The sequence below is a fragment of the Streptomyces sp. NPDC027185 genome (assembly GCF_055567035.1).
The window spans coordinates 577,213-603,196 of the sequence record NZ_JBVHRF010000002.1; the positions used below are offsets into that span (position 1 = coordinate 577,213).

General features: G+C 73.5%; 24 protein-coding genes. 10 read left to right on the top strand and 14 right to left on the bottom strand.

What is annotated here, in order from left to right; genetic code table 11:
* Window positions 1-311: 311 nt before the first annotated feature.
* Complete coding sequence (gene chcB / locus ACZ4M8_RS07720; protein ID WP_467604247.1) at window positions 312-1,112, top strand: 2-cyclohexenylcarbonyl CoA isomerase; 801 nt, start codon at window positions 312-314, stop codon at window positions 1,110-1,112.
* 57 nt (window positions 1,113-1,169) lie between these two features.
* Here chcB and ACZ4M8_RS07725 read toward each other — a convergent pair whose 3' ends face one another.
* A complete protein-coding gene (locus ACZ4M8_RS07725) occupies window positions 1,170-1,781 on the bottom strand; it encodes a DNA-3-methyladenine glycosylase I (RefSeq protein ID WP_467604248.1) in 612 nt (203 codons plus the stop codon).
* On the bottom strand, window positions 1,778-2,239 hold the full coding sequence (locus ACZ4M8_RS07730; protein WP_467604250.1) for a DivIVA domain-containing protein: 462 nt from the start codon (window positions 2,237-2,239) through the stop codon (window positions 1,778-1,780). Before ACZ4M8_RS07730 ends, ACZ4M8_RS07725 begins: the two co-directional genes overlap by 4 nt.
* A 127-nt stretch (window positions 2,240-2,366) precedes the next feature.
* Between ACZ4M8_RS07730 and folP the strand changes: the two genes are divergently transcribed.
* Window positions 2,367-3,266 (top strand): dihydropteroate synthase, encoded by a 900-nt coding sequence (folP, locus tag ACZ4M8_RS07735; protein WP_467604252.1) that lies wholly within the window; start codon window positions 2,367-2,369, stop codon window positions 3,264-3,266.
* A 52-nt stretch (window positions 3,267-3,318) separates the two neighbouring features.
* Here the strand turns inward: folP and ACZ4M8_RS07740 are convergent, their stop codons facing one another.
* The gene (locus ACZ4M8_RS07740; RefSeq protein ID WP_467604254.1) at window positions 3,319-4,077 is read right to left on the bottom strand and encodes an LOG family protein; all 759 of its coding nucleotides are present in this window, start codon (window positions 4,075-4,077) and stop codon (window positions 3,319-3,321) included.
* 138 nt (window positions 4,078-4,215) lie between these two features.
* Window positions 4,216-5,307, bottom strand: a complete 1,092-nt coding sequence (gene dapE, locus ACZ4M8_RS07745) for a succinyl-diaminopimelate desuccinylase (protein WP_467604256.1) — start codon at window positions 5,305-5,307, stop codon at window positions 4,216-4,218.
* A 125-nt stretch (window positions 5,308-5,432) separates the two neighbouring features.
* Between dapE and ACZ4M8_RS07750 the strand changes: the two genes are divergently transcribed.
* Together ACZ4M8_RS07750 and ACZ4M8_RS07755 are read left to right on the top strand one after the other, a co-directional pair.
* Window positions 5,433-6,356, top strand: coding sequence for a VldE C-terminal domain-containing protein (locus tag ACZ4M8_RS07750; RefSeq protein ID WP_467604257.1), 924 nt, complete (start codon window positions 5,433-5,435; stop codon window positions 6,354-6,356).
* Between the two features lie 314 nt (window positions 6,357-6,670).
* On the top strand, window positions 6,671-7,120 hold the full coding sequence (locus tag ACZ4M8_RS07755; protein WP_467604258.1) for an ATP-binding protein: 450 nt from the start codon (window positions 6,671-6,673) through the stop codon (window positions 7,118-7,120).
* A gap of 76 nt (window positions 7,121-7,196) precedes the next feature.
* Here ACZ4M8_RS07755 and dapC read toward each other — a convergent pair whose 3' ends face one another.
* Together dapC and fdxA are read right to left on the bottom strand one after the other, a co-directional pair.
* Window positions 7,197-8,291: a succinyldiaminopimelate transaminase gene (gene dapC, locus ACZ4M8_RS07760; RefSeq protein WP_467604260.1), complete on the bottom strand. Its 1,095-nt coding sequence runs from the start codon at window positions 8,289-8,291 to the stop codon at window positions 7,197-7,199.
* Between the two features lie 175 nt (window positions 8,292-8,466).
* Complete coding sequence (gene fdxA / locus ACZ4M8_RS07765; protein ID WP_004950253.1) at window positions 8,467-8,787, bottom strand: ferredoxin; 321 nt, start codon at window positions 8,785-8,787, stop codon at window positions 8,467-8,469.
* Window positions 8,788-8,925: 138 nt separating this feature from the next.
* On the opposite strand from fdxA, the gene ACZ4M8_RS07770 reads away from it, so the two are divergent.
* Both ACZ4M8_RS07770 and ACZ4M8_RS07775 read left to right on the top strand, forming a co-directional pair.
* Window positions 8,926-9,936, top strand: a complete 1,011-nt coding sequence (locus ACZ4M8_RS07770; RefSeq protein WP_467604263.1) for a GNAT family N-acetyltransferase — start codon at window positions 8,926-8,928, stop codon at window positions 9,934-9,936.
* Complete coding sequence (locus tag ACZ4M8_RS07775) at window positions 9,933-10,793, top strand: transglutaminase family protein (RefSeq protein ID WP_467605300.1); 861 nt, start codon at window positions 9,933-9,935, stop codon at window positions 10,791-10,793. The genes ACZ4M8_RS07770 and ACZ4M8_RS07775 overlap by 4 nt, the downstream gene beginning before the upstream one ends.
* 92 nt (window positions 10,794-10,885) lie before the next feature.
* On the opposite strand, the gene ACZ4M8_RS07780 is transcribed toward ACZ4M8_RS07775, so the two are convergent.
* The 8 genes from ACZ4M8_RS07780 to ACZ4M8_RS07815 form a co-directional block, all read right to left on the bottom strand.
* Entirely contained in the window at window positions 10,886-11,491 is a 606-nt protein-coding gene (locus tag ACZ4M8_RS07780) for a response regulator (protein WP_467604264.1), read from the bottom strand.
* Between the two features lie 87 nt (window positions 11,492-11,578).
* On the bottom strand, window positions 11,579-12,859 hold the full coding sequence (locus ACZ4M8_RS07785; protein WP_467604266.1) for a sensor histidine kinase: 1,281 nt from the start codon (window positions 12,857-12,859) through the stop codon (window positions 11,579-11,581).
* Complete coding sequence (locus ACZ4M8_RS07790; RefSeq protein ID WP_467604268.1) at window positions 12,856-13,593, bottom strand: ABC transporter permease; 738 nt, start codon at window positions 13,591-13,593, stop codon at window positions 12,856-12,858. Before ACZ4M8_RS07790 ends, ACZ4M8_RS07785 begins: the two co-directional genes overlap by 4 nt.
* Window positions 13,590-14,558, bottom strand: coding sequence for an ABC transporter ATP-binding protein (locus ACZ4M8_RS07795; protein ID WP_467604270.1), 969 nt, complete (start codon window positions 14,556-14,558; stop codon window positions 13,590-13,592). Before ACZ4M8_RS07795 ends, ACZ4M8_RS07790 begins: the two co-directional genes overlap by 4 nt.
* A 151-nt stretch (window positions 14,559-14,709) precedes the next feature.
* Window positions 14,710-16,815, bottom strand: a complete 2,106-nt coding sequence (locus ACZ4M8_RS07800; protein ID WP_467604271.1) for a hypothetical protein — start codon at window positions 16,813-16,815, stop codon at window positions 14,710-14,712.
* Window positions 16,816-17,194: 379 nt separating this feature from the next.
* The gene (locus ACZ4M8_RS07805) at window positions 17,195-17,689 is read right to left on the bottom strand and encodes a DUF6113 family protein (protein WP_467604273.1); all 495 of its coding nucleotides are present in this window, start codon (window positions 17,687-17,689) and stop codon (window positions 17,195-17,197) included.
* Window positions 17,686-18,657 (bottom strand): N-acetyl-1-D-myo-inositol-2-amino-2-deoxy-alpha-D-glucopyranoside deacetylase, encoded by a 972-nt coding sequence (gene mshB / locus ACZ4M8_RS07810; protein ID WP_467604275.1) that lies wholly within the window; start codon window positions 18,655-18,657, stop codon window positions 17,686-17,688. Before mshB ends, ACZ4M8_RS07805 begins: the two co-directional genes overlap by 4 nt.
* A 279-nt stretch (window positions 18,658-18,936) precedes the next feature.
* A complete protein-coding gene (locus tag ACZ4M8_RS07815) occupies window positions 18,937-19,131 on the bottom strand; it encodes a hypothetical protein (protein ID WP_030287173.1) in 195 nt (64 codons plus the stop codon).
* A 274-nt stretch (window positions 19,132-19,405) separates the two neighbouring features.
* On the opposite strand from ACZ4M8_RS07815, the gene ACZ4M8_RS07820 reads away from it, so the two are divergent.
* The 4 genes from ACZ4M8_RS07820 to ACZ4M8_RS07835 all read left to right on the top strand — a co-directional run bounded on the left by ACZ4M8_RS07820 (window position 19,406) and on the right by ACZ4M8_RS07835 (window position 25,975).
* The gene (locus ACZ4M8_RS07820; RefSeq protein ID WP_467604278.1) at window positions 19,406-21,586 is read left to right on the top strand and encodes a S9 family peptidase; all 2,181 of its coding nucleotides are present in this window, start codon (window positions 19,406-19,408) and stop codon (window positions 21,584-21,586) included.
* A gap of 363 nt (window positions 21,587-21,949) precedes the next feature.
* A complete protein-coding gene (locus ACZ4M8_RS07825; protein ID WP_467604281.1) occupies window positions 21,950-22,984 on the top strand; it encodes an ABC transporter permease in 1,035 nt (344 codons plus the stop codon).
* A 103-nt stretch (window positions 22,985-23,087) separates the two neighbouring features.
* Window positions 23,088-24,887 carry an ABC transporter substrate-binding protein gene (locus ACZ4M8_RS07830; RefSeq protein WP_467604283.1) on the top strand — a complete coding sequence of 600 codons (1,800 nt, stop codon included), beginning with the start codon at window positions 23,088-23,090 and terminating at the stop codon, window positions 24,885-24,887.
* Window positions 24,888-25,003: 116 nt separating this feature from the next.
* Window positions 25,004-25,975, top strand: a complete 972-nt coding sequence (locus tag ACZ4M8_RS07835; protein ID WP_399086337.1) for an ABC transporter permease — start codon at window positions 25,004-25,006, stop codon at window positions 25,973-25,975.
* The last annotated feature ends 9 nt before the right edge of the window (window positions 25,976-25,984 follow it).

Below are 25,984 nucleotides of genomic sequence, written 5' to 3' on the forward strand. Positions count from 1 at the left end.
AGCTCATCCTCAGCCGACCGCCGACGGCCGCATCTCGGCACGCGTCACCGGCATCGAACACATTGCTTCCAGGCCATTATCCCGCATCGAACGACCCGATGACCAACATCGGACAGCTTCCCTTCGGCAACCCTCTCCCCCAAACCCCCGCAATTCGGTGAGTGGCCTGCGATACTGCGCCGCCCTTCACACCCTCGGCCACCCTCATTCTTTGACGTACGTCACATGCCCGGCCCTGATGATCTCCGGCATCCTGAGCGCTGACCGCCCCCGAAGGGCGGCGCCACCCGCGACGGAGGGACCCCTCACTCATGGCCGACACCGTGCTCCACGACGTCACCGACGGACTCGCCACGATCACCCTCAACCGCCCCGACGCGATGAACGCCCTGAACATCGATGCGAAGGTGGCGCTCCGGGACCATCTGCGCAGTGCGGCGGCCGACCCCGCCGTCCGCGCCGTCCTGCTCACCGCCACCGGCCGCGCCTTCTGCGTCGGCCAGGACCTCAAGGAGCACATCGGGCTGCTCGCCGCGGACCGGGAGCGCGGTGACGGCTCCACGATGAGCACCGTGCGGGAGCACTACAACCCCATCGTCACCGCGATCACCGAGATGCCGAAGCCGGTGGTGGCGGGCGTCAACGGCGTCGCGGCGGGCGCCGGCTTCGGCTTCGCCCTCGCCGCCGACCACCGCGTCGTCGCCGACTCGGCGTCCTTCACCACCGCCTTCGCCGGGGTCGCGCTCACCGCCGACTCCGGGGTGTCCTGGACCCTGCCGCGCGTCGTCGGGCCGGGCCGCGCCGCCGACCTGCTGCTCTTCCCGCGCAGCATCGACGCGCAGGAGGCGTACGCGCTGGGCATCGCGAGCGAGGTGGTGCCCGCGGCGGAGCTGGCCGACCGGGCGGCGGCGGTGGCCCGCAAGCTCGCCGCGGGGCCGACCCTGGCGTACGCGGCGCTCAAGGAGTCGCTGGCCTTCGGCGCGGGGCACACCCTGGCCGAGGCGCTCGCCAAGGAGGAGGAACTCCAGGCGCGGGCCGGTGCCTCCGAGGACCACCACATCGCCGTGGAGGCGTTCGTGAAGAAGGAGAAGCCGGTCTACCTCGGGCGCTGACCGGGCGCGCCGCCCGGCCGGGCGGCGGTCGTGGCGGGGGCGGGGCGGCCCCGGGACTCAGCCCGCGCCCGCCGCCCGCTCCGTCGCCTTTCGGGCGTGACACCCGGCGAGGTGGTCGTTGACCAGGCCGCACGCCTGCATCAGGGCGTACGCGGTGGTCGGGCCGACGAAGCGGAAGCCGCGCTTCTTGAGGTCCTTGGCGAGCGCGGTGGACTCCGCGGTCACCGGCGGGACGTCGGCGACGGTGCGCGGCGCCGGGCGGCCGGTCCGCTCGGGCGCGTACGACCAGATCAGGGTGTCCAGCTCGCCGGGGGCCAGGGTGGCGGCGAGACGGGCGTTGGCGAGCGTCGCGGTGATCTTGGCTTGATTTCGGATGATGCCGGGGTCGGCGAGGAGCCGTGCGGCGTCGGCGTCGGTGAACCGCGCCACCTCGGCGATCCGGAAGCCCGCGAAGGCGGTGCGGAACGCCTCCCGGCGGCGGAGGATCGTGATCCACGACAGACCGGACTGGAACGCCTCCAGGCACATCCGCTCGAAGAGCGCGTCGTCGCCGTGGACCGGGCGGCCCCACTCGGTGTCGTGGTACTCGCGGTAATCGGCCATCTTCTCGGCCTCCATGCCCCACGGGCAGCGCGGAACGCCGTCCGGGGCGGTCACCACACCCGTCATGACCGGCCCTCACCTTCCGGCGCCCCGGCCGTCCGGCCGTCCGCCTCCGCTCCGGCGGACCGGGGCCGCGCCGCCGTCCCGCTCCCGTCCGCGCCGGCGGCGCCGGGCTCCGGCTCCCCGCCGGGCGCGCCGTCCTCGATCAGGCCCGGACCGCCCATGGACGCGGCGTGCACGCCGGCGAGCGCCGCTTCCAGCTCCGCGATCCGGGCGTCCCGCTCGGCGAGTTCGGCGCCGACGCGGTCGAGGGCGTCGTCGACGTCGTTCATGCGGTAGCCGCGGGCGGTGACCGCGAAGCGTACGGCGTCGATGTCGGCGCGGGTGAGCGGGCGCTGCTGGGGCAGCGGGTCGTAGAGCTGCTCGGGCTCGGTGTCGTGCAGCCCGCCGCGCTCGCCGCCCACGACGACGAGGGTGACCACGGCGACCACCACGACCATGGCGATCAGCAGAAACCAGAACACGACCAACTCCCCGGAAGACGCACCTGCACCGATCGTGCCATGCGGGGGTGACAGCCGACGGCCTCGCCCGCGCCCGTCGAGGGTGAGGCCGTTAAGGTCGCTGCCGGACCATCGACAAGGAGTGAGCATGCTGCGGCTGGGGAAACGCGAGTTCGGCGCGGACGAGCCGGTGATCATGGCGATCGTGAACCGGACCCCGGACTCCTTCTACGACCAGGGGGCGACGTTCCAGGACGAGGCGGCGCTCCACCGCGTCGAGCAGGCGGTCGCCGAGGGCGCCGCGATCATCGACATCGGCGGTGTCAAGGCCGGTCCCGGTGAGGAGGTCACCGCCGAGGAGGAGGCGCGGCGCACCGTCGGCTTCGTCGCGGAGGTGCGGCGGCGTCACCCGGACGTGGTCATCAGCGTCGACACCTGGCGGCACGAGGTCGGCGAGGCGGTGTGCGAGGCGGGCGCCGATGTCCTCAACGACGCCTGGGGCGGCGTCGATCCGAAGCTCGCGGAGGTCGCCGCCCGGTACGGCGCGGGTCTGGTCTGCACGCACGCCGGGGGCGCCGAACCGCGGACCCGTCCGCACCGGGTGGCGTACGACGACGTGATGGCGGACATCCTGCGCGTGACGCTGGGGCTGGCCGAGCGCGCCGTGGAGCTGGGCGTCCGGCGCGACGCGATCATGATCGATCCGGGGCACGACTTCGGGAAGAACACCCGGCACAGCCTGGAGGCGACCCGGCGGCTGGGCGAGATGACGGCCACGGTTCCCCAAGCTCTCGGCTTCGCTCGAGCAGGGGATACCCCATTGCCGGTGCTGGTCTCCCTCTCCAACAAGGACTTCGTCGGCGAGACCCTGGACAAGCCGGTCAAGGAGCGCGTCCTGGGGACGCTGGCGACCACCGCGGTCTCCGCCTGGCTGGGGGCGCAGGTCTACCGCGTCCACGAGGTCGCCGAGACCCGGCAGGTGCTGGAGATGGTCGCCTCGATCGCCGGGCGCCGGGCGCCGGCGGTGGCCCGGCGCGGACTGGCCTGACCGTCCCGCCCCGGGAGCGCGGGGCCGCGCCGGGCGGCCCCGCCGCCGGGCGTCACCGCACCCCCGGACCCACTTCCTTCGTCACGAGCGCGACCGCCTCGTCCACATCGTCGCTGAGGTGGAAGAGTTCCAGGTCGCGCGCGGACGCCTTGCCCTGGGCGATCAGCGTCTCGCGCAGCCAGTCGACCAGTCCGCTCCAGTAGGCGGTGCCGAAGAGGACGATCGGGAAGCGGGTGACCTTCCCGGTCTGGACGAGTGTCAGCGCCTCGAACAGCTCGTCCAGGGTGCCCAGTCCGCCTGGCAGCACCACGAAGCCGCGGGCGTACTTCACGAAACAGGTCTTCCGTACGAAGAAGTAACGGAAGTCGACGCCGAGGTTCACGTACGCGTTCATGCCCTGCTCGAAGGGCAGCTCGATGCCGAGGCCCACGGAGGTGCCGCCGGCCTCGTGGGCACCGCGGTTGGCCGCCTCCATGGCGCCGGGGCCACCGCCGGTGATCACCGCGAATCCGGCCTCCACCAGCGCCCGGCCGAGCTTCACCCCGGACGCGTACTCGGCGGAGTCACGGGGTGTGCGGGCGGAGCCGAAGACGCTGACGGCGGGGCCGAGTTCGGCGAGCGCGCCGAAGCCCTCGACGAACTCCGCCTGGATGCGCATGACCCGCCACGGATCGGTGTGCACCCACTCGGAGGGACCCTCGGAGTCCAGCAGCCGCTGGTCGGTGGTGCTGCGCTGCACCTGGTCGTGACGGCGCAGTACGGGTCCCAGCCGCTGCTCCTCGGGGGTGGCTGCGCCCTCGGGACTGGCCATGTCGTGCTCCCTCCGCCGACTGATCGTTGCGGCCTTCAGCCTAGATCCCGCGCGGGGCCGCCCACGCCGTTCGTCCGACGGGCGGGACGGACGGCGCGGGCCGGTGCCCCCGCCGGGCGGGCGGGCCCCGGCGGCGGGTCAGCTGGTCAGCCAGGCGCGGAGCCGCTCCTCGCAGTGGCCGATGCGCTCGGCGAGGACGCGCTCGTCCCGCTTGTGGGCGAGGAGCGGGTTGCCGGGGCCGTAGTTGACCGCGGGGACGCCGAGGGCGCTGAAGCGGGAGACGTCGGTCCAGCCGAACTTGGGGCGCGCGGTGCCGCCGACGGCGTCCATGAACGCCTTGGCCGCCGGATGGGAGAGGCCGGGCAGCGCGCCCGGGGAGTGGTCGTCGACGGTGAGCTCGTCCACCGGGCAGTCCGCGAAGACCTCACGGACGTGGGCCAGCGCCTCTTCGGGGGTGCGGTCCGGCGCGTAGCGGAAGTTGACGGTGACGGTGCAGGCGTCGGGGATGACGTTGTTGGCGACGCCGCCCTCGACGCGGACGGCGTTGAGGCCCTCGCGGTACTCCAGTCCGTCGATCACGGCGCGACGCGGCTGGTACGCGGCGAGCTTCGCCAGGATCGGGGCGGCGGCGTGGATGGCGTTCGAGCCCATCCAGCCGCGGGCGGAGTGGGCGCGCTCACCGCTGGCGTGCAGCAGGACCCGCAGGGTGCCCTGGCAGCCGCCCTCGACCTCGCCGTCGGAGGACTCCAGGAGGACGGCGAAGTCGCCGGCGAGCCAGTCCGGGTGGGCGTCGGCGACGTGGCCGAGGCCGTTGAGGTGGGCGGCGACCTCTTCCTGGTCGTAGAAGACGAAGGTGAGATCGCGGTTGGGCGCGGGGACGGTGGCGGCGATGCGGAGCTGGACGGCGACACCGGACTTCATGTCGCAGGAGCCGCAGCCCCAGAGGTAGCCGTCGTCGTCGAGGCGGGAGGGGACGTTGCCGGCGATCGGGACGGTGTCGAGGTGCCCGGCGAGCACCACCCGCTCGGCGTGGCCGAGGTGCGTGCGGGCGACGACGTTGTTGCCGTAGCGGTCGACGGTGAGGTGGTCCAGCGCGCGCAGGGCGTGCTCGACGGCGTCGGCGAGGTCCTTCTCGTTGCCGCTCTCGGAGGGGAAGTCGACGAGCCGCGCGGTCAGCTCGGCGGCGTCGAGCGACAGGTCGAGGGCGGGGTGATCTGCGGAGCGCTCCATACCGTCAACCCTAGAGCCTGGCCGCGCGCGGCCGTCGCGGGGCCGCGGGCCGCCCGCCGGACCCGGGCGCCGGGGAGTGCGGGCGACCCCGGGCCGCCCGCCGCCGGCTTCGCTACGGTGATGGCGTGCAGGCCGCCGCTCCTCCCCCCGCCCGTCGCCGGCGCCCGTGGCGTACCGCCGCGGCCGTCGCCGTTCTGCTGGGCGTGGGCGCGTACGTCGCGGTGGAGCGGCTGACCGGTGGGCCCGGGGAGCCGCGGTGCACGGTGGCGGCGGCGGGCGGCGGCGCGGCGTACGAGCTGCCGCCGGAGCGGGCGGCGAACGCGGCGACCCTCTCGGCGGTGGCGAGCGCGCGGGGGCTGCCGCCGCAGGCGGTGACGGTCGCGCTGGCGACGGCCATGCAGGAGTCCGGGCTGCGCAATCTCGACCACGGCGACAAGGACTCCCTGGGCCTGTTCCAGCAGCGCCCCTCGCACGGCTGGGGCACACCCCGGCAGATCATGGATCCGGTGTACGCCGCCGGGCAGTTCTACGCGCATCTGGTGAAGGTGCCCGGCTACGAGCGGCTGCCGGTGACCGAGGCGGCGCAGCGGGTGCAGCGCAGCGGCTATCCGCTGGCGTACGCCAAGCACGAGGCGGACGCGGCGTTGCTGGCGGACGCGTTGAGCGGGCGCCGGGGCGCGGCGCTGACCTGTGTGGTGCCGCGCCCGGAGGACGGCACGGGCGCGGCGGACGCGGCGCGGGTGCGCGGGCTGCTGGTGCGGGAGTTCGGCGCCGGGGTGCTCCCGGGGGGCGCGAAGGACACGTCCTCGAAGGGCGCGGGCCGGACGGTGACGGTGCCGGTGGCGGGCTCCGGTACGGACGGCGGGGCGCGGCGCGGCTGGCAGGTGGCGCTGTGGTCGGTGGCCCACTCCGCCGGACTGGGCATCGAACAGATCTCTTACGCCGGGCGGACCTGGCGGGCGGCGGACGCCGGTCAGGGCTGGCAGCGCGACACCGGCCGCGACGCCCCGGGCGCGGCGCCTGCCGTACGGATCACCACCGGGCAGTAGTCCGGCGCTTCCCCCCATCGGGGCACATCCGCCAACTCCCGTGAACGGCCGCGCCGTTGCTCCGCGGCGCACAGCGGGCGCGGGCGCATTCCCTTGTGGGACAAGGGTGGCGGCAGTGCCGCAACGGGCGAGCGGACGCACATATTGCCCGCATTTCGCCACGACGGATTATGTGACGCGTTATCAACTCTTTACCGGAGTTCACCGCAACCTTCGGAGGGCTGACGCGGTAGTCAGGGCGTCCGTCCGCCCGGCGGACCCGGCACATCCCGTGCCCCTCTGTCAGAAGTACGCGCCCCCGTCGAAGGAGCACCATGTCCCTCCCCGTTACGCGCCGGATCGCCCGAGCCGCCCTGCTGGTCGCGGCGAGCGCGGCACCCGTGGTCGCCGTGGCCGGTTCCGCGAGCGCCGCGCCCCTGCCGAGCGCGACCGACCTGGGCGGGCTGACCACCCTGGACTCGCCCCGCACCAGCGAGGCCGTCGACACGGTCGCGCACGAAGGCGTCGGCCTGGTGAACGAGGCCGGCGGCGCGGCGGCCCAGAAGCTCGCCCCGGCGCTGGTCGAGACCGCGGGCCCGGTCGTCGAGCGGGCCGCGCCGACCACCCAGCACACCGCCGAGACCGTCGGGGACGTCCTCGGCAAGACCGGTAAGGACGGTCTGTCGACCGACACGCTGCCCACCGACGCGGTGAAGGGCGTGGCCGGCGCGGCGCACCAGCTGCCCGCGAAGGGCCTGCTCGGCGGTCTCCCGATCGGCGGCTGACGGCCGGCGCCGAGGCGCCGGACACCACGGAGGGGCCCGGGGAGTTCACCACTCCCCGGGCCCCTTCGTCCGTGCGCTACGCGAGACGGCGGACGGCCGCCTCGACGCGTTCGTCGGTCGCGGTGAAGGCGATCCGGACGAAGCGGTCGCCGGCCGGGCCGTAGAAGTCACCGGGGGCGACGAGGATGCCGCGCTCGGCGAGGTGGCCGACCGTGTCCCAGCAGGGCTCGTCGCGGGTGGCCCAGAGGTAGAGCGACGCCTCGCTGTGCTCGATGCGGAACCCGGCCGCCTCGAACGCGGTGCGCAGCGCGGCGCGGCGGCGGGCGTAGCGCTCCCGCTGCTCGGTGACGTGCGCGGTGTCGCCGAGGGCGGCGACGGTGGCCGCCTGGACGGGCGCGGCGACCATCATGCCGCCGTGCTTGCGGATCTTCAGCAGCTCGCCGAGGACGGCGGTGTCACCGACGGCGAACGCGGCGCGGTATCCGGCGAGGTTGGAGCGCTTGGAGAGCGAGTGGACGGCGACCAGGCCGTCGTGGGAGTCGCCGCAGACGTCCGGGTGCAGGACGGAGACCGGGTCGGCCTCCCAGCCCAGTTCGAGGTAGCACTCGTCGCTGACGACCAGGATGCCGTGCTCGCGGGCCCAGGCGACGATCCGGCGCAGCTCACCGGCGGTCAGTACGCGGCCGGTCGGGTTGGACGGCGAGTTGAGCCAGAGCAGCTTCAGACCGGCCGGGTCGAGGTCGGTCGGGTCGTCGTAGGCGACCGGTTCGGCGCGGGCGAGGCGGGCGCCGACCTCGTACGTCGGGTAGGCCAGGCGCGGGTGGGCGACCTTGTCGCCGGGGCCCAGGCCGAGCTGGGTGGGCAGCCAGGCGACCAGTTCCTTGGAGCCGACGACCGGCAGGACGCCCGCGTGGGTCAGTCCGCGGGCGCCGAGGCGGTCGGCGGCCCAGCCGGTGAGGGCGTCGCGCAGGGCCGGGGTGCCCCAGACCGTGGGGTAGCCGTGGCTGTCGGCCGCGTCGTTCAGCGCCGTACGGATCAGCTCGGGCACCGGGTCGACGGGGGTGCCGACGGAGAGGTCGACGATGCCGTCGGGGTGTGCGGCGGCCGTGGCCTTGTAGGGCTCCAGGCGGTCCCAGGGGAAGACCGGAAGGAGGGAGGAGACTGCGCCCACGATGCTCTCTTTCTGGTGCGGGGCGGATCCGGCGCGACGGCGCGGGCCGGGGCCGGGGAAGCGCGAAGGTCCCGTACGGCGGTCGGTGCCGTACGGGACCTTCGGACGCCGCGGGACCGGGCCGGCGGCCGCGCCCGTGCGGGGCGGCGTCGCGCCGCCCGCACGGACCGGGCCGTTACTGGTTCTGCGGCGGCAGTGCGGCGATGAAGGGGTGGTCGCGCTCGATCAGGCCGAGCTTGCTGGCACCACCGGGCGAGCCCAGCTCGTCGAAGAACTCCACATTCGCCTTGTAGTAGTCCTTCCACTCGTCAGGGGTGTCGTCCTCGTAGAAGATCGCCTCGACCGGGCAGACCGGCTCGCAGGCCCCGCAGTCGACGCATTCGTCCGGGTGGATGTACAAGGACCGGGAGCCCTCGTAGATGCAGTCGACGGGGCACTCCTCGATGCATGCCTTGTCCTTGACGTCGACACAAGGCTGCGCGATGACGTAGGTCACGCTGTCGTTCCTCCTCGGTAGGGCCGGCGGACCGATTGGCAGGCCGCCGCAGGGCGCGCGGGAGCGCGGCGTCGTCGATGCCCGCACCTAGTATCTCCGTTCCCGGACACGAGACGAACAAGAGGGGCGGGAAGAGCGGTGGAATTCATGACCGACGGTCGTGCTGAAGTTCGCATCACCCATGCTGACGTGGGCAAAAGGGTATCGGTCCGGCGCCGTACGGACGACAGTGCAGGTCAGTGGGCGTTCACGGACGCGGTCGGGGTGCTCACATCCTGGACGGACGGTGTGCTCATCATCACACGCAGGAATGGCGAGCAGGTCAGGATCGGGGAAGAACTGCTGGTCGCGGCCAAGGTGGTGCCACAGACCCCGGCCCGGCGGCGGGGCCCGGCGGCCGATGTGCGGGAGCTGACCGAGGTCGCGGCCCGGGGCTGGCCGGCGGTCGAGACCGAGCGTCTCGGCGGGTGGACGCTGCGGGCGTCCGGCGGCTTCACCCGGCGGGCCAACTCGGTCCTGCCGCTCGGCGCCCCCGGCGTCCCGCTGGACGAGGCGCTGGCGCGCACCGCCGACTGGTACGCGGCGCGCGCCCTGCCGGCGATCGTCTCCGTGACCACCGGCCGCCCGGACGCCGACGAGGAGCTGGCCGCCGAGCTGGCGCGGCGCGGCTGGCCGGCGTCCGGTCACACGCGGGTGCGGACCGCCGCGCTGGCGCCGCTCGCGGACACCGGCGCGGACCTGGCCCGGGTGCGGCTGGAGCGGGAGCCGGACGCGGCGTGGCTGGCGCGCTACCACCGGGCGCCGGGGTCGGTGCCCGGGGCGCGGGCGGTGCTGACCGGCGGTCCGTCGGTGTGGTTCGCGACGGTGGACGGCGCGGACGGCGGCGCGGAGGCGATCGGGCGCTGTGTGGTGGACGGCCGGTGGGCCGGGTTCGCGGCGGTCGAGGTGGCGCCCGCGGCCCGGCGCCGGGGGCTGGCCCACCTGGTGATGGCGGCGCTCGCCGCCCGCGCCCTGGACGAGGGGGCTTCGGCCGCGTATCTCCAGGTCGAGGCGGACAACGCGGCGGCGCTGGCGCTCTACGACGGGCTCGGCTTCACCGACCACCACGGCTACCACTACCGGACCGCGCCCGCGGCGGTGGCCCCCTGAGCGCGACCGGGCCGGACGGGCCCGGTGCGGCGGCGCGGGCGCGGCGGCGCCGGTTCGCCGAGGAGGCGCGGGCCGAGCGGCCGGATCTGGCCCTGCTCTGTCTGCTGATCGCCGCGGAGGGCGATCCGGCGCTGGACGAGGCGGGCACGGACGCCGTCCAGATCGAGCTGGACGAACTCGCCGGGCGGCTGCCGTTCGCGCCGGAGGGCGGCCCGGCGGCGTGGGCCCGTAACGTCGGTGAGCTGCTGGGCCGCCGCCTCGGTTTCGGCGGGATGGCGGCCGACTACCGGCGGCTGGAGTCGTCGCTGCTGCACCAGGTCCTGCGGCGGCGGCGCGGGCTGCCGATCCTGCTGTCGGTGGTGTGGACGGAGGTCGCCCGGCGGGCCGGGGCGCCGGTGTACGGCGTGGCGCTGCCGGGCCATTTCGTCGTCGGGTTCGGCGATCCGCAGGGGGCGCATGTGCTGGCCGATCCGTTCGCCGGGGGCCGGCTGCTCTCCGACACGGACGCGGCGGAGCTGGTGGCGGGGGCGACCGGGGCGCCCCTGGAGGCGCCGATGCTGCTGCCCGCCGATCCGCTGGAGATCGTCGCGCGCATCCTCAACAACATCCGCGCCTGGGCGCAGGCCCGCCCCGAGCACGCCCCGGTCGGCCTGTGGGCCGTCGACCTGGCCCTGCTGCTCCCCGGCCATCCGGCCCGGCTGCGCCAGGAGCGGGGCCACCTGCTGGTGAGCTGCGGCCGGTTCCTGGAGGGCGCGGCCGAGCTGGAGGAGTACGCCCGGGTGGTCGAGGCGGTGGACCCGCAGGCCGCGGAGACGGTACGGCGGCGGGCGGCGGAGATCAGGTCGATGCTCAACTGAGGCCCGTAGACCGGGGGGCGGCTTCCGGACGCGGTGCGGCCGGGCGGGCCCGTGGTGCGGGCAACTCCTCGTCCGGCGGGCATCGCCGCAGGTCAGAGCCAGCCCTTCGCGCGGGCGGTGCGGAGCGCCTCGGCGCGGTTGCGGGCGCCGGTCTTGCGGATGGCGGCGGAGAGGTGGTTGCGGACGGTGCCCTGCGAGAGGTGGAAGTGGCGGGCCAGTTCGGCGTGGGTGCCGCCCTCGTCGGCGCGGAGCAGGATCTCGCGTTCGCGGTCGGTGAGCGGGCTGACGCCGTCGGCGAGGGCGGCGGCGGCCAGCGCGGGGTCGATGACCCGCTCACCTCCCAGCACCCGCCGGACGGCCTCGGCAAGACGCGCCGCGGGGGCGTCCTTGACCAGGAACGCGTCGGCGCCCGCCTCCATGGCGCGGCGCAGATAGCCGGGCCGCCCGAAGGTGGTGAGGATGACGATCCGGACGCCGGGCAGCGCGGTGTGCAGCTCCGCCGCCGCGTCGAGACCGCTCATGCCGGGCATCTCGATGTCGAGCAGCGCGACATCGACGGTGTGCTCCCGGGCGAGCGGGACGACCTCGTCGCCCCGGGACGCCTGGGCGACGACCCGGAGATCGTCCTCCAGCTCCAGCAGCGCGGCCAGCGCCTCCCGGACCATGGACTGGTCCTCGGCGAGCAGCAGACGGATCATGCGGCCAGCTTACGGGCGGAGAACGCGAGCGGACGGACGGGTGCGGGACCGAGGACCGGCCGGGAGAGGCCCCGCCGTGTCCGCCGGCTACCGCACCGTCCCCGGTGCGGGCGGCGTGGCCGGAGCCGCCGTCCCCGCGCCGCCCTCGTCCGCGGCCTCGTCCTCGTCCTCGTCCTTCTCCGGCAGCGGTACGACGGCGGTGAGGACGAAGCCGTGCCGGGCGGCGGGGCCGGTCTCCAGGTGGCCGCCGGTCAGGGCGAGGCGTTCGCGGAGACCGCCGAGGCCGTTGCCGTCGGCCGCGGCGCGCGGGGCGCCGGCGCCGTCGTCGGAGACGGTCAGCCGCAGGGTGCGCGCGCCGTCCGCCGGACCGGTCTCCTCGGTCAGGCGCAGGGCGCAGTGCCGGGCGCCGCTGTGCCGGACGACGTTGGTGACGGCCTCCCGCAGCGCCCAGGCCAAGGTGCCCTCGACCGCCTCGGGCAGCGCGTGGTCGAGGCGGTCGAGGGCCGGATCGGCGTCCACCGCGATCCGGGCGGTGCGCAACGCGGTGCGCGCCCCGGCCAGCTCGACGGCCAGCCGGGGCCTGCGGTAGCCGCTGACGGCCTCGCGTACGTCCACCAGCGCCTGTCTGCTGACCCGTTCGATGTCCGCGACCTGCGCCGCCGCGTCCTCGGGGCGGGCGGGCAGCATCCGGCCCGCCAGCTCGCTCTTGAGCGTGATCAGCGAGAGCGAGTGGCCCAGCAGATCGTGCAGGTCACGGGCCATCCGCAGCCGTTCGTCGTTGGCGGCGAGGCGGGCGACCTCCTCCCGTGCGGCGCGCAGTTCCCTCGTCGTACGGATCAGGTACTGCACCCCGACCATCGTGTAGCCGCTGCCGAGCGCCGGGAGGCCGTACGCGAGGAGGTAGTAGCCGCGGACCTCGGGGAAGCGGAGGCCGAGGGTGAGCAGGACGGCGGTGACGGCCGGGACGGTCCAGCGGGCGTGCTCCCACGGCAGGACGACGCCGGTGGCCACCGAGGTGAAGATGAACAGCACCAGCCAGTTGGCGCCGAGGTTCCAGGCGAGGGCCACGGAGAGTGCCAGCAGCGCGGCGAGCACCGGGTACACCGCCCGTGGGGTGACGCCCCGCCACATGTGCCGGAAGACCAGCGCGAAGTAGAGCGCGACGTACACCGCGAGGCCGGTGGCGCCCAGGACGCGGGTGGTGAGCGGGGCGGAGCCGGTGAGGAGATCGGCGACCGGGCCCGCGAGGTAGAGCATCCACACGGCGATCCACAGCGCCTTGGAGACGGCCTGCCGCCGGGTGCGGGGCGGCTGCCCCATCCGGATCGGGTTCTCCTCCGCCTCGCGGTCCGTCGTCACCGTCGTCATGCCTTCCGGGTGTCCTTGCGGTACAGCCAGGCCGCGCCGCTCACGAAGAGCGCCAGGTATACCAGCAGCACCGTGACGTCCTTCAGGTGCGGCGCGCCCCCGCCCTCGATGGCGGTGCCCAGCGCGGCGTAGGCGTGGGTGGGGACGTAGTCGGCGAGGCTCTGCACCCACTGCGGCAGGATCGTCAGCGGCATCCACAGACCGCCGAGGAACGCCAGGGCGAAGTAGCAGAGCATGCTGACCGGGCGGACCGCGTCGCCGGTGACGAGGTAGCCGATGGCGACGCCGAGGGCGGCGAAGACGAAGCTGCCGAGCCAGATGGAGACGGCGATGGCGGCCCACTGCCAGGCGTCGAGGCGGACGTCCTTGACCAGCGCGCCGACCAGCAGCACCAGCACGATCGACGGCAGGCTGACGGTGGCCGCCGCGGCGATCTTGGCGGAGACGTAGCCGCGGCCCGGCAGGGCGGTGAGCCGCAGCTGGCGCACCCAGCCCAGTTCGCGCTCCTTGGCGATCTGTTCGGCGTTGCCGAGGAGGACGGCGGTCATGGCGCCGAAGGCGGCCATCGCGACCATGTAGTACAGCCCCATGTCGAGCTTCATCCCGGGCATCGGGCTGCTGTTCGCGCCGCCCGCGATGATCAGGTAGAGCCCCGGCGGATAGATCACCGAGAAGAACATGAACTTCTTGTTCCGCAGCGCGCGGCGGATCTCCAGCAGGATCAAGGTGGTCATCGTCCCGCCTCCTCGGCGGTGGTGGCGTCGGTGGCGGCGGTCAGGGCGAGGAACGCCTGCTCCAGGCCGAGCCCGGCGACCTCCAGGTTCCTCGGGTACAGGCCGAGGCCGTAGACGGCGTGGACGGTCGCGTCGGCGTCGTGCGACCGGATGCGGACGGTACGGCCGGAGACCTCCAGCGCGGTGAGGGCGGGCAGGGTTCGCAGCGCCTGCTCGTCGACGGTGCCCTCCAGGTCGAAGGCGATCCGGCGGGCGCCGGCGCGGGCCTTGATCTCGGTGGCGGTGCCGTCGGCGAGGACCCGGCCGCGGTGCAGCACGATCACCCGGTCGGCGATGGCGTCGGCCTCTTCGAGGTAGTGCGTGGCGAAGAGGATGGTGCGGCCCGCGTCCGCCTGGGCGCGCATGGTGCCCCAGAACGCCTGCCGGGCCGAGACGTCCATGCCGGTGGTCGGCTCGTCCAGCACGATCAGGTCGTTGGCGCCGGCGGTGGCGAGGGCGAAGCGGACCCGCTGCTCCTGGCCGCCGGAGAGCTTGCCGATCATGCGGTCGGCGATGTCGGTGAGGTCGGCGGCGCGCAGGATCGTGTCGAGCGGGTAGGCGCGGGGGTGCAGGTCCCGGGCGAGGCCGACCAGTTCGCGGACGGTGACGCCCTGCATCAGGCCGCCGCTCTGCAGCATCGCGCCGACCTTGCCCTGGGCGATGGCCCGCTGCGGGGTGGTGCCGAAGACGCCCACCGTGCCGGAGTCCGGGTTGCGCAGCCCGAGGAGCAGATCGAGGGTGGAGGACTTCCCGGCGCCGTTGGGGCCGAGCAGGGCGACCGTCTCGCCCGGGTACAGCTCCAGATCGATACCGTCCACGGCGCGCACCGCGCCGTACTCCTTGGTGACTTCGCGGAAGCTGACCGCGGGGGCCGGGCCCGGCCGGCGCGCGGCGTCCGGGGCGGCCGTCGGTGTTGTCGTCGTCATGCCCCAAGCTTCGCCGGACGGGCGTGCCCGGCGGCAGTGTCGGCTGTCCGCACTCCGCCATGACATCTGTCATGGGTGCGGTCCCGGGACGGCACGGGCGAGGCCCCCGGAACGCGCTTCCGGGGGCCTCGTCGTCAGGGGTGCGGGCGGCTCAGCCCTCGCCGATGGTCTGCACCCGGTCGGCGGGGGTGGTGCCCTGGAGCGCCAGCTGCACGGCGCTGGCCACCTCGGCGGGGGTGACCGGCTTCTTGCTGCCGTCGCCCTTGGTGAGCAGGACGCCGTTGAAGGTGTCGCCGTAGAGCGCCTTGAGGGCGGCCCGGTCGTAGTACGGGACGAGGCTGCCGTCGGCGCCCGGCCGGAAGGAGAGGAACTTCGGGATGGACTTCTCCGGGCTGAACGACACGGTGTGCGCGGCGTCCGTGCGGACGGTGATCAGACCGGACATGGCGGGCTCGGCGAACTGCTTGAGCGCCCGGTCCACGGCCTCCTTGGAGACCCGGGGCTGCTGGGTGGAGGCGGCCAGCGTCAGGGCGGGCTGGGTGCCGGTGGTGACGCGCTGCCGGTAGGCGTCGGCGACCTTCGCCTTGGAGGCGGCGACGTCGACGGCCTTGTGCGGCTTGCCGTAGTGCGGCACGGCCCGGCCGCCGGAGAAGGTGATGCCGCCCTCGCCGGTGCCGCCGGAGCCGCCCGCGATCTGGCGCAGCGCGACCTCCAGCTTCTCGTCGTCGGTGGTCATCGCGGGCTGCGCGGTGCGGGCGACACCGAAGAGCGAGCCGATGACGGAGACCGGGTTGTAGTCCCGGCCGGAGGCGCCCCGGACGGTGGCCTGCACATCGACGCCCAGGCCCGCCTTGACCGGGTCCAGGGTCCGCTCGGCGCCGTCGACGGTGAGCTTCAGCGGCGCTCCGGTGCGGTCCTTGAGCGCCGCCTCCAGCTTCTTGACGGCGTCGTCCTTGGCCTGTCCGCCGATGTCCACCCCGAGCGCGGTGGTGTTGTTGGGGACGTCGGCGTGGTCGAGGAGCAGCCCCGCGCCGTAGGCGACCGCGGCGAGGACGACGAGACCGGCGCCCGCCAGGACCAGCTTGTTGCGGCCCTTCTTCTTCGGCGGGTTGATCGGCTCGGGGATCCTGGGCAGCGGCGCCGGGGCGGCCGCCACGCCGTCCTTGCCCTCGCGGGAGGACGGGCCGTCGGCGGCGGGGACCTTCGGGACGCCGCCGACGAGGGTGTCCGGGCCCCGGCCGCCGCCGCGCGGGCCCTTGGCCGACGGCTTCGGTCCGGCCGGACCGGCCGCGACGCCGCTCGCCGGGCCCGCGGCGAGACCGCCGGTGATCCCGGCGGGGGCGCCGCCGGACGGGGTGCGCGCGCCCGGGTCGCTGAAGCCGGGCGGGAGGTTGACGGGGCTGTCACCACGGGCGGGCCCGGTGGTGGGACCGGCCGGCCCGGCAGCCGCGGGGGCGTCGAACGGGCTGAGGTCGCCGGGCGCGTCGAACGGCGAGGCGGCGCCGGGCGCCGGGGCGTCGAACGGCGAGCGCTCCTGGGCCGGCCGGGCACCGCCGTCGAACGGCGAGAGCCCGAGCGGGTCATCACCGCCGGACGGTGCGCCGCCGGACGGCGCGTCCGAGAAGTACGGCAGGTCGGGCCGGCCCGGCGCGCCACCGGACGCACCGGGCGCCGGGTGCGCACCGGTGGTGGACGGGTCGCCGGGCACCGGATGCGTACCCGTCGTGGACGGGTCGCCGGGCGCCGGGTGCGAACCGGTCGTGGAAGACGCGCCGGGCGCCGGGTGCGAACCGGTCGTGGACGACGCGCTCGGGCCCTTGCGGGGCGCGAACCAGGAGCTGGTGGTCTCGCCGGAGCCGGACGGGGCGCCGGGCCGGCCGGGCGCGCCGCCGGGGCGCCGGTCGGCGGGCGAGCGGCGCGGGAGCCGGGGCGCGGTGCCCGCCGCCTCCGCCGCCGGGCCGGTGCCGGGTGCGGCGCCCTCCCCGGGCGTACCGTCCGCTCCGCTCACACCGGTCTCCTCCCCCGCTTCCACGGGCTTGCGGACGACGACGGGCGGGATGGGCCGCGAGCCCGGAATGTTGATCTTGATCCGCGTCGTCAGCGTGGTCTCGGTCTTCTGCTCCTCCGGCTGCGCGGCGGCACCTCTCGCCGCCTCGCCCGCTCCCCGGGCCGTGCCGTACGGCGGCGTTCCCGAGGGGTAGACGGCGCTGCCCCGGCCCTGGGGGCCGGAGGACGAACTGTCAGATTCACGACTCAAAGCAGGTTCTCCCGATTGGCTCCGCCGCTCGTCAGAGTTGAGTCCGGGCCCAGGACCCGGGACCGGGGAGGCGCCCCCAGGGCGGCGCGGCGGCGCGCACCACCATACTGGCCGCCGCGCAGGGCCACCCGAAGAGCACGGGAAGACCACGACGACGGGCGTACCCCGAGGGTGTCCGTTCCGCCCTTCGCGGAGCGGGCCGCGGCTCTTTCCGCACCGCACCTCGCGCCGCGGCGCCTCCTCGCGCCCCCGCGCTCCGCGAAAGGGCCGGGGCCGCGGCACCGGGCGTCACGCCCCGCGACGGCCGGACGGTCGTCCCCGGCCACGCGGCCGGTCCGCCCGGCGCGCCACGGCCCGCGCACGGGCGGCGGACGCGGCGTCAGACGGCGCGGCCGGGCGGTGCGCCCAGCGCCCGCCGCTGCGCCGCGGTGGCACAGATCACAGCCACCAGGATCCCGCCCAGCAGGAAGAGGTACGAGCCGAGCCCGGCGCCGAAGAGGAAATCCCCCTCCGGACGGGCGGTGCCCAGCAGCAGGAAGACCGTCACCAGCCAGGCGGCGCCCGGCACCAGCACCCCGGCGACGGTCTCGGTGGCCCGCCCGCCGCCGTACAGCAGCCCGGCGAGACCGGCCAGCGCCAGCAGCAGTCCGCCGGGGAACCACGCGGCCTGGAGCAGCACCCCGGCGGGCGCGACCAGCACGCCGCCGATCAGCAGCAGGACGTACAGTGCGATCCGGCCGGGTGTCACCGGCCGGGCCATCGCCGCGGCGGCGGCGCCCGCGCGCCCGCCGCCGGACGCGCCGCCGGCCCCGGCGCGTACCCCGGAGCCGCCGGCCCGGGTGCGGGGGACGCCGTTCTTCTTCTCCGCGCTCATACGCCCGCCTCCTGGTGGCCGTCGGTGGGGTGAGGGCCCGCCGGGTCGCCGGTGGTGCCCGCGAAGAGGTCGTGCTCACGGCCGTCCGCCGCCGGGACGGCCGTGCCCCGGACGAGCCGGTAGTACTCGGTGCCGAAGAGCGGCTGCCCGAGGTCGTTGGAGAGGGCGAAGAACGGGCCGTCGACGGCGATCTGGGTGGCGTGCGCGCGCATCGCGGCGGTCTTCGCCGCGACGTGGACCGCCTCCCCGGCGATCTCCGCGGTGACCTCTCCGTCCGCCACGACCCCGGGGACGTCGTCGACGGCGGCGATGCCGGGGAAGAGGCGGCCCGCCGCGCGCAGCGCCGCGAAGCCCTTCTCCACCTCCGTGCGGGGCACGCAGTTCCAGTAGATCTTTTCGATCGCACACGGTGCGCCGAGGTCCGGCCGGAACGTGCCGTCGGCCGCGAGGTCGGCCGCGCGCATCGCCACCCGGTGCGCCTGGATGTGGTCGGGATGGCCGTAGCCGCCGTCCGGGTCGTAGGTGACGAGGACCTGCGGGCGGGTCTCGCGGACGACGGCGACGAGGTGGGCGGCCGCCTCGTCGAGCGGCGCCGCCCAGAAGGCGCCGGGGCGGTCGTTCTGCGGGGCGCCCCTCATCCCGGAGTCGCGGTAGCGCCCCGCGCCGCCCAGGAAGCGGTGGTCGGCGACGCCGAGCGCGGCCATCGCACCGGCCAGCTCCCCGACGCGGTACGGACCGAGCGTGTCGTCCCGGTCGGGCGCCAGGTGTGCCAGCTCGGGCGGGATGACCTCGCCCTCCTCACCGCGGGTGCAGGTCACCAGCGTGACCTGGGCGCCCTCGGCGGCGTACCGGGCCATCGTGACGCCGTTGTTGATGGACTCGTCGTCCGGGTGCGCGTGCACCAGCAGCAGACGACGGGGCCGGTCGGCACCGGGGTGCGCGGGCGGGGTGGGGGCGGGCTCCGTCATGGGAACAGCCTACGAGCCCGCGTCCGGGCCCCGGCACACCCGCCCGGCGGGCCCCGGGACGCCCCGCGGGTGCCCGGCACGCCGCTCAGGGCGCCGGGCCCGGTGCCGCCACCCGCGCCCGCCCGGGGCCCAAACGCACCGCACCGCCCGGCCCCGCCCGCGGCCCGTCCGCGCCCGGACATGCCGCCGCCCGGCCCCAGATCGCGTCCGGTGCCGGGCGGGCGGAGCGGGCGCGGTGTCGCGGCCCGGTCCGGGGACGGTGCCCCTACGCGCTGTACGTCAGAATTTGATACCCCCGAGCATCCCGGCGACGTTCGTCGTCAGCTGCTTGATCGTCGGGGCTACGGACGAGCTGGCGAGATAGAAGCCCAGCAGCATGCACACAAACGCATGCCCGCCCTTCAGCCCGGCCTTCTTGACCAGCAAGAAGACGATGATCGCCAGCAGCACCACCGCCGAAATCGAGAGTGCCACGGCGGTTCACCTCCAAGTACGCACGGACCGGACAGATATGAGGGGGCAAAACCGCCGTGGACGGCTCAACTCCCGGGAATGCAAAGGGCTCTTTACCCCGCACCCACTACGCGCAAGGGATCATAACTTTCCGGGCGCGCGCATATCTCGGTGCACGGGAGCAGACAAGGGGCGCACGCCGGATTCGCTGGTGCGACGAGTGAGGTCCCGCCCGCCGGCCGGGCCCTGTCCCAAGTTCCGTCCACGGCCCGGACGTACGCCATAGGCTCGGCCCATGACCGGACAGTCCGAACCCGTGCCCTTCCCACGCCAGCACGCCCGTACCCAGCGCTTCACGCTGGGCGCGCCGCGCGGCTTCACCGTCTCCCCGGACGGCGCCCGCGTCGCCTTCCTCCGCTCCGCCTCCGGCACCGACCGGACCCAGCGGCTGTGGGTCCTCGACGTCGCCGGGGGCCGGGAGTACCTCGCCGCCGATCCGCCCGCGCTGCTCACCGGCGCCGAGGAGGAGCTGTCGGCGACGGAGCGGGCCCGCCGGGAGCGCACCCGCGACGGCTCGGCGGGCATCGTCGGCTACGCGGTGGACGCCGCCGCCGAGATCGCGGCGTTCGCCCTGTCGGGCCGGCTCTTCGCCGCCGAACTGCGCGCCGGTACCGCCCGCGAACTCCCCGCCACCGGCACGGTCGTCGACCCGCGCCCCTCCCCCGACGGCCGGTACGTGGCGTACGCCGCCGACGGCGCGCTGCGGGTGGTGCGCGCCGACGGCGAGGGCGACGGCGGTGACCGGGCGCTGGCCGAGCCGGACGGGCCCGAAGTGACCTGGGGGCTCGCGGAGTTCATCGCGGCGGAGGAGATGGGCCGCCACCGCGGCTTCTGGTGGTCGCCGGGGAGCGACCGGCTGCTGGCCGCGCGCGCCGACACCACGCCGGTGCGCCGCTGGTGGATCGCCGACCCGGCACATCCGGACCGGGCGCCCGCCGAGGTCCCGTACCCGGCGGCGGGCACCCCCAACGCCGAGGTGACGCTGGCCTTCCTGGGCCTCGACGGCTCCCGTACGGACGTGACCTGGGACCGTGAGCGCTTCCCCTATCTCGCGCGGGTGCACTGGTCGGCGGCGGGCCCGCCGCTGCTGCTCGTCCAGAGCCGCGACCAGCGCACCCAGCACTGCCTGGTGGTCGACGAGGCGACCGGTGCGACGCGCACGGTGCACGAGGACACCGACCCGGTGTGGAACGAGCTGCACCCGGGCGTCCCGGCGTGGACACCTGACGGACGGCTCGTCCGGATCGCGGACACCGCGGACGGTACGGAGCCGGCCGCGCGGCGGCTGTTCGCCGGTGACCGGGCGCTGACGGCGGCGCCGCTGCACGTCCGCGCGGTGCTGGACATCGGCGAGGACGACGTCCTCTTCGCGGCGAGCGGCCCGGAGATGCACGACATCGGCGTGTACCGCGTACGCCACCGCGGCGACGGCCCCGCGGCGCCGGAGCGGCTCGGCGCCCGGCCGTACCCGACGGTGACGTCCGCGGTGCGCGGCGGGGACGTGGTGGTGCTGTCGCAGGCGAGTCTGGAACAGCCCGGCACCCGGGTCGAGGTGGTGCGGCCGGGTGCGGACGGCGCCGAGGAGGGCGTCGCGGTGATCGGTTCGTACGCACAGGAGCCGGTGCTCGCGGCGCGGCCGCGGCTGGTGCGCGCCGGGGAGCGGGAGATCCCGTGCGCGGTACTGCTGCCGGAGGGGTACGCGGAGGGCGACGGTCCGCTGCCGGTGCTGCTCGATCCGTACGGCGGGCCGCACGGTCAGCGGGTGGTCGCGGCCCACCACGCCCATCTGACGTCGCAGTGGTTCGCGAACCAGGGGTTCGCGGTGGTCGTCGCGGACGGCCGGGGCACCCCGGGCCGCTCCCCCGCCTGGGAGAAGGCCGTCTCCCGGCGGATCGCGGAGGTGGCGCTCCAGGACCAGGTGGACGCGTTGCAGGCGCTGGCCGGGCGGTTCCCGCTGGACCTGACGCGGGTCGCGATCCGCGGCTGGTCGTTCGGCGGCTATCTCGCGGGGCTGGCCGCGCTGCGCCGCCCGGACGTCTTCCACGCGGCGGTGGTCGGCGCCCCCGTCACCGATCTGCGGCTGTACGACACCCACTACCAGGAGCGGTACCTCGGCCACCCGGACGAGGAGCCCGCGGTGTACGCGGCGAACTCGCTGCTCACCGACGAGGGGCTGTCCGGGGCGCGGGAGCCGCACCGCCCGATGATGATCGTCCACGGGCTCGCGGACGACAACGTCGTGGTGGCGCACTCGCTGCGGCTCTCCTCCGCGCTGCTGGCGGCGGGCCGGCCGCACGAGGTGCTGCCGCTGTCCGGGGTAACCCACATGACGCCGCAGGAACAGGTGGCGGAGAACCTCCTGCTGCTCCAGGTGGACTTCCTGAAGCGGTCCTTGGGGCTCACCGGGACGGCCTGACGGGAGCGGTGCCGCGGTGTGCGGCCGGGTGTGCTGTTCGCTTCCCGGCCGCGTCCGCGGCACCCTCATGACCGTACGTAGTTCAGCAAGACGCGTCCGTATATCGGTGAAGCGACGGCCAAGTTGCCGTCGTGTTACAGCAATTGATTGCCTTATGTCCGCCATTCCGGACATCTTCCGGGGGTGTCAAGCACGCCCTGGCGTCGATCTGCGCAATATCCGCTCAAGAAGCGAACGACCTGCGCATCAGCGCCCCCGATCCCCTTGACTCCGCCATAAATCACTTGCGAAAGTCCGCTCATCCAGCGGTGCGACCGGCGCCGCTTCACGTTCCAAGAGAACTCGGCGCGGGGGCACTTCGCGATGACTAGTCCATCCCAGACCGCGGCTGCACAGTCCGATACCCCAGGGCTTGAGCCGGAGGGTCTGAAGAAGGAGAAGAACCGCAAGGGCGGTGAACTCGTCGGCCGCTCCCCCGGCCAGCTGATGTGGGCGCGGTTCAAGCGGGACCGCACCGGCATGTTCTGCGGCATCGTCGTCCTGGCGTTCTTCGTCATCTCGGCGCTGGCCCCCGTCATCTCCTCGCTGTACGGCAAGGACCCGTACACCTTCTACTCCAACAGCGACCCGAACCTCCTCGACGAGTTCGGCTTCCCGGCCGGGCCGAACGGCGGTGTCTCCGCCGACTACTGGTTCGGCATCGAGCCCCAGCTGGGCCGTGACCTCTTCACCCAGCTGCTGTACGGCATGCGGACCTCGCTGGGCATCTCGGTCGCCGTAACGATTCTGGTGGTCATCACCGGCACCATCCTCGGTGTCACCGCCGGCTACCTCGGCGGCCGCACCGACTACTGGCTCGGCCGGGTCATGGACTTCCTGATGGCCTTCCCCAGCCAGCTGACGTTCGTGGCGTTCATGCCCGTCGTCGTGGCCCTCTTCGTGCCGCCGGGCGACGAGACCCCCACCTACATCCGGGTGGTCGCGCTGATCCTCGTGCAGTGGGCGCTGGGCTGGATGGGTCTGGCGCGGCTCCTGCGCGGCCAGGTCCTCTCGCTCCGCGAGCGGGAGTTCGTCGAGGCGGCGCGGATCACCGGCGCCTCGCCCTGGCGGATCATCCGCAAGGAGCTGCTGCCGAACGTGGTCACGCCGATCCTGGTGCAGAGCACCTACATGCTCCCGCTGTTCGTGACGGCGGAGGCGGGTCTGTCCTACCTCGGCGTCGGCATCATGGAGCCCACCCCCGACTGGGGCCGCCTCTTCCGCACCGCGGGCAACATCTACGAGAGCGACCCGACGTTCCTGCTCTTCCCCGGCGCCGCGATGGTCATCTTCGTCCTCTGCTTCAACCTGCTCGGGGACTCGGTCCGGGACGCCTTCGACCCCAAATCCGGTCGCTGAGCGTCCACTTGAGGGGGGCAGCTGTCGCCCCCGCACCGGCCTCCCACCGGAAGCGTCAGACAGCACATCAGGACACCAAACTGACAGGCAGGTGCTTGACCTCATGAACGCACTCTCCCCGCGCAGAGCACGCGCGGTCATAGTCGCCCTCGCGGCCGGCTCGCTCGCGCTCACCGGCTGCAGCGCCGGCAGCGGCAGCGGCAAGGACAAGTCGCAGACCGACGCGGACGCCGCGTCGCAGGCGGAAGCCGTCCCGCTCGGCACCGCCGCCGACTCGACCGGCCCGGCCAAGGAGGTCAAGGGCGCGCAGTCCGGCGGCACCATCCGCGTCTACCAGCGTGACAGCTACAACCACCTGGACCCGGCGCAGATGTACGTCAGCGACATGAAGTCGCTGTCGCAGCTGATCTTCCGTGGACTGACCAGCTTCCAGCAGGACGACAGCGGCAAGCAGAAGGTCGTCGGCGACCTCGCCACCGACGCCGGGCAGATGTCCGACGGCGGCAAGACCTGGAAGTACACGCTCAAGGACGGCATCAAGTTCGAGGACGGCACGCCGATCACCTCGAAGGACATCCGCCACACCATCGAGCGGATGTACGCGAAGTTCATCACCGACGGCCCGACCTACGTCCAGCAGTGGCTGTCGGGCACCGGTACCGCGTACCGCAAGGCGCTGCCGGACGGTCCGTACAAGGGTGACCACCTGCCGAAGACCGTCCTGGACACCCCGGACGAGAAGACCGTCATCTTCCACTTCAAGCAGCCCCAGTCGCAGCTGCCCTACGCGCTGACGATGCCCGGCTACAGCGTCGTCCCGGACGGTCCGAAGGACACCAAGGACAACTACGACGTCAAGCCGGTCACCTCCGGCCCGTACAAGATCGCGTCGTTCAAGGCCGGCAAGTCCATGCAGCTGGTGCGCAACACCAACTGGGACCCGAAGACCGACGCGATGCGGCACCAGTACCCGGACGGGTACAACATCACCTTCAACCACCAGGCGTCGGACTCCACCAAGCGTCTGATGGCGGACCAGGGTGAGGCCAAGAACGCCGTCAGCTTCACCAACCAGGTCGAGCCGACCTCGACCAAGCAGGTGCTGGACAACCCCAGCGCCAGCAAGCGCCTCGTGCAGGGCTACCAGCCCTACGTGTGGCAGATGAACTTCAACATGGACCGCATCAAGGACAAGCGGATCCGTGACGCGATCACCTACGCGCTGCCGGACAGCCAGCTCGTCCGCGTCAACGGCGGCAGCTACGGCGGTGAGATCGCGGGCGGTCTGCTCGCCCCCACCGTCGCCGGCTACAAGAAGGGCTACGACCCCTACGGCAAGCTGTCGCACCCCAACGGTGAGCCGGAGAAGGCCGCGAAGCTTCTGAAGGAGGCCGGCAAGACGGGCATGAAGCTCGTCTACGCCTACTCCAACACCGAGGCGCGCCAGAAGGAGGCCGTCCTCATCGAGGACGCGCTGAACAAGGCCGGCTTCAACGTGCAGAAGAAGGAGGTCGACGCCGCCTCCTGGTACCAGCAGATGGGCAAGGTCGACAACGGCTTCGACATCTACATGACCGGCTGGGGCCAGGACTGGCCGGACGCCTCCACGGTGATCCCGCCGTCGTACGACGGCACCACCATCCAGGACGGCTCGTCGAACTACTCGCACGTCAACGACAAGCACGTGAACGAGGAGATCGCCCGCATCAGCAAGATCGCTGACGCGAAGAAGGCGACCGAGGAGTGGAAGAAGCTGCACCAGTACATCGTGGAGAAGGTCAACCCGGCAGCCCCGGCCTACTACACGAAGACGCTCCAGCTCTACGGTTCGAACATCGGCGGCGCCCGTTACAACAACGACGTCAGCTACATCGACCCGAACACGCTCTTCCTCAAGAAGTAAGCGTCCCTCAAGGCACTCCGGAGAGCGCGCACACGGCGGAGCGCGCGCTCTCCGGGGCCTTCGCCGCCCCTTCTCCTCGCCCACAGCCGCCGCCGTCCTGAGAGCAGCGAACTGTCATGCTTCCCTTTCTATTTCGCCGGACGTTCGGCGCGATCGTCACCCTCATCCTGCTGAGCGCCGTCACCTTCTTCGTGTTCTTCGCGGTCGGCGACCCGGCCCTGATGGCCTGCGGTAAGAACTGCACCGCCGACAACATCGCCCTGATCCACCAGAACCTCGGCCTGGACAAGCCCCTGCCGACGCAGTACTGGGACTTCCTCTCCGGCATCTTCGTCGGCCGCGACTACAGCATCGGGCACTGCGGCGCCCCCTGCTTCGGCTACTCCTTCGCCACCAAGCAGGACGTCTGGGCGACGATGGTCGACCGGCTGCCCACCACCGCCTCGCTGGCCCTCGGCGGCGCCGTCGCGTTCCTCGTCATCGGTATCGGTGCCGGTCTGCTCGCCGCGTGGAAGCGCGGGACGTTCCTCGACAAGGCCGTCACCAGCGTCTCGATGGTCCTCAGCTCGGTGCAGATCTACATCCTCGGCCCCATCGTCCTGGGCATCTTCGTCTACAGCGGCGTGATGGACTCGCCGAAGTACGTGGATCTGACCAGCAACCCGGCCGGCTGGTTCATGGGCCTGCTGCTGCCGTGGCTGGTGATGTCGACGATCTTCACCGCGCAGTACACCCGTATGTCCCGCTCGACGATGATCGAGCAGCTCCAGGAGGAGCACGTGCGCACCGCCAAGGCGAAGGGCATGCCCGCCCGTTACGTCTTCCTGCGGTACGCCTGGCGCGGTTCGCTGATCCCCATCGTCACCATCCTCGGCATGGACCTCAGCTCGCTGTTCGGCGGCGCCATGATCACCGAGTTCACCTTCTCGCTCGCCGGTATCGGCCGGCTGGCGATCGACTCCGTCACCACCCTCGATCTGCCCATGGTGCTGGGCGTGATGCTCTTCAGCGCCGCCCTGATCCTGGTGTTCAACATCATCGTGGACGCGGCGTACGCCTTCATCGACCCGCGCGTGCGCCTGTCCTAGGAGAGCCTG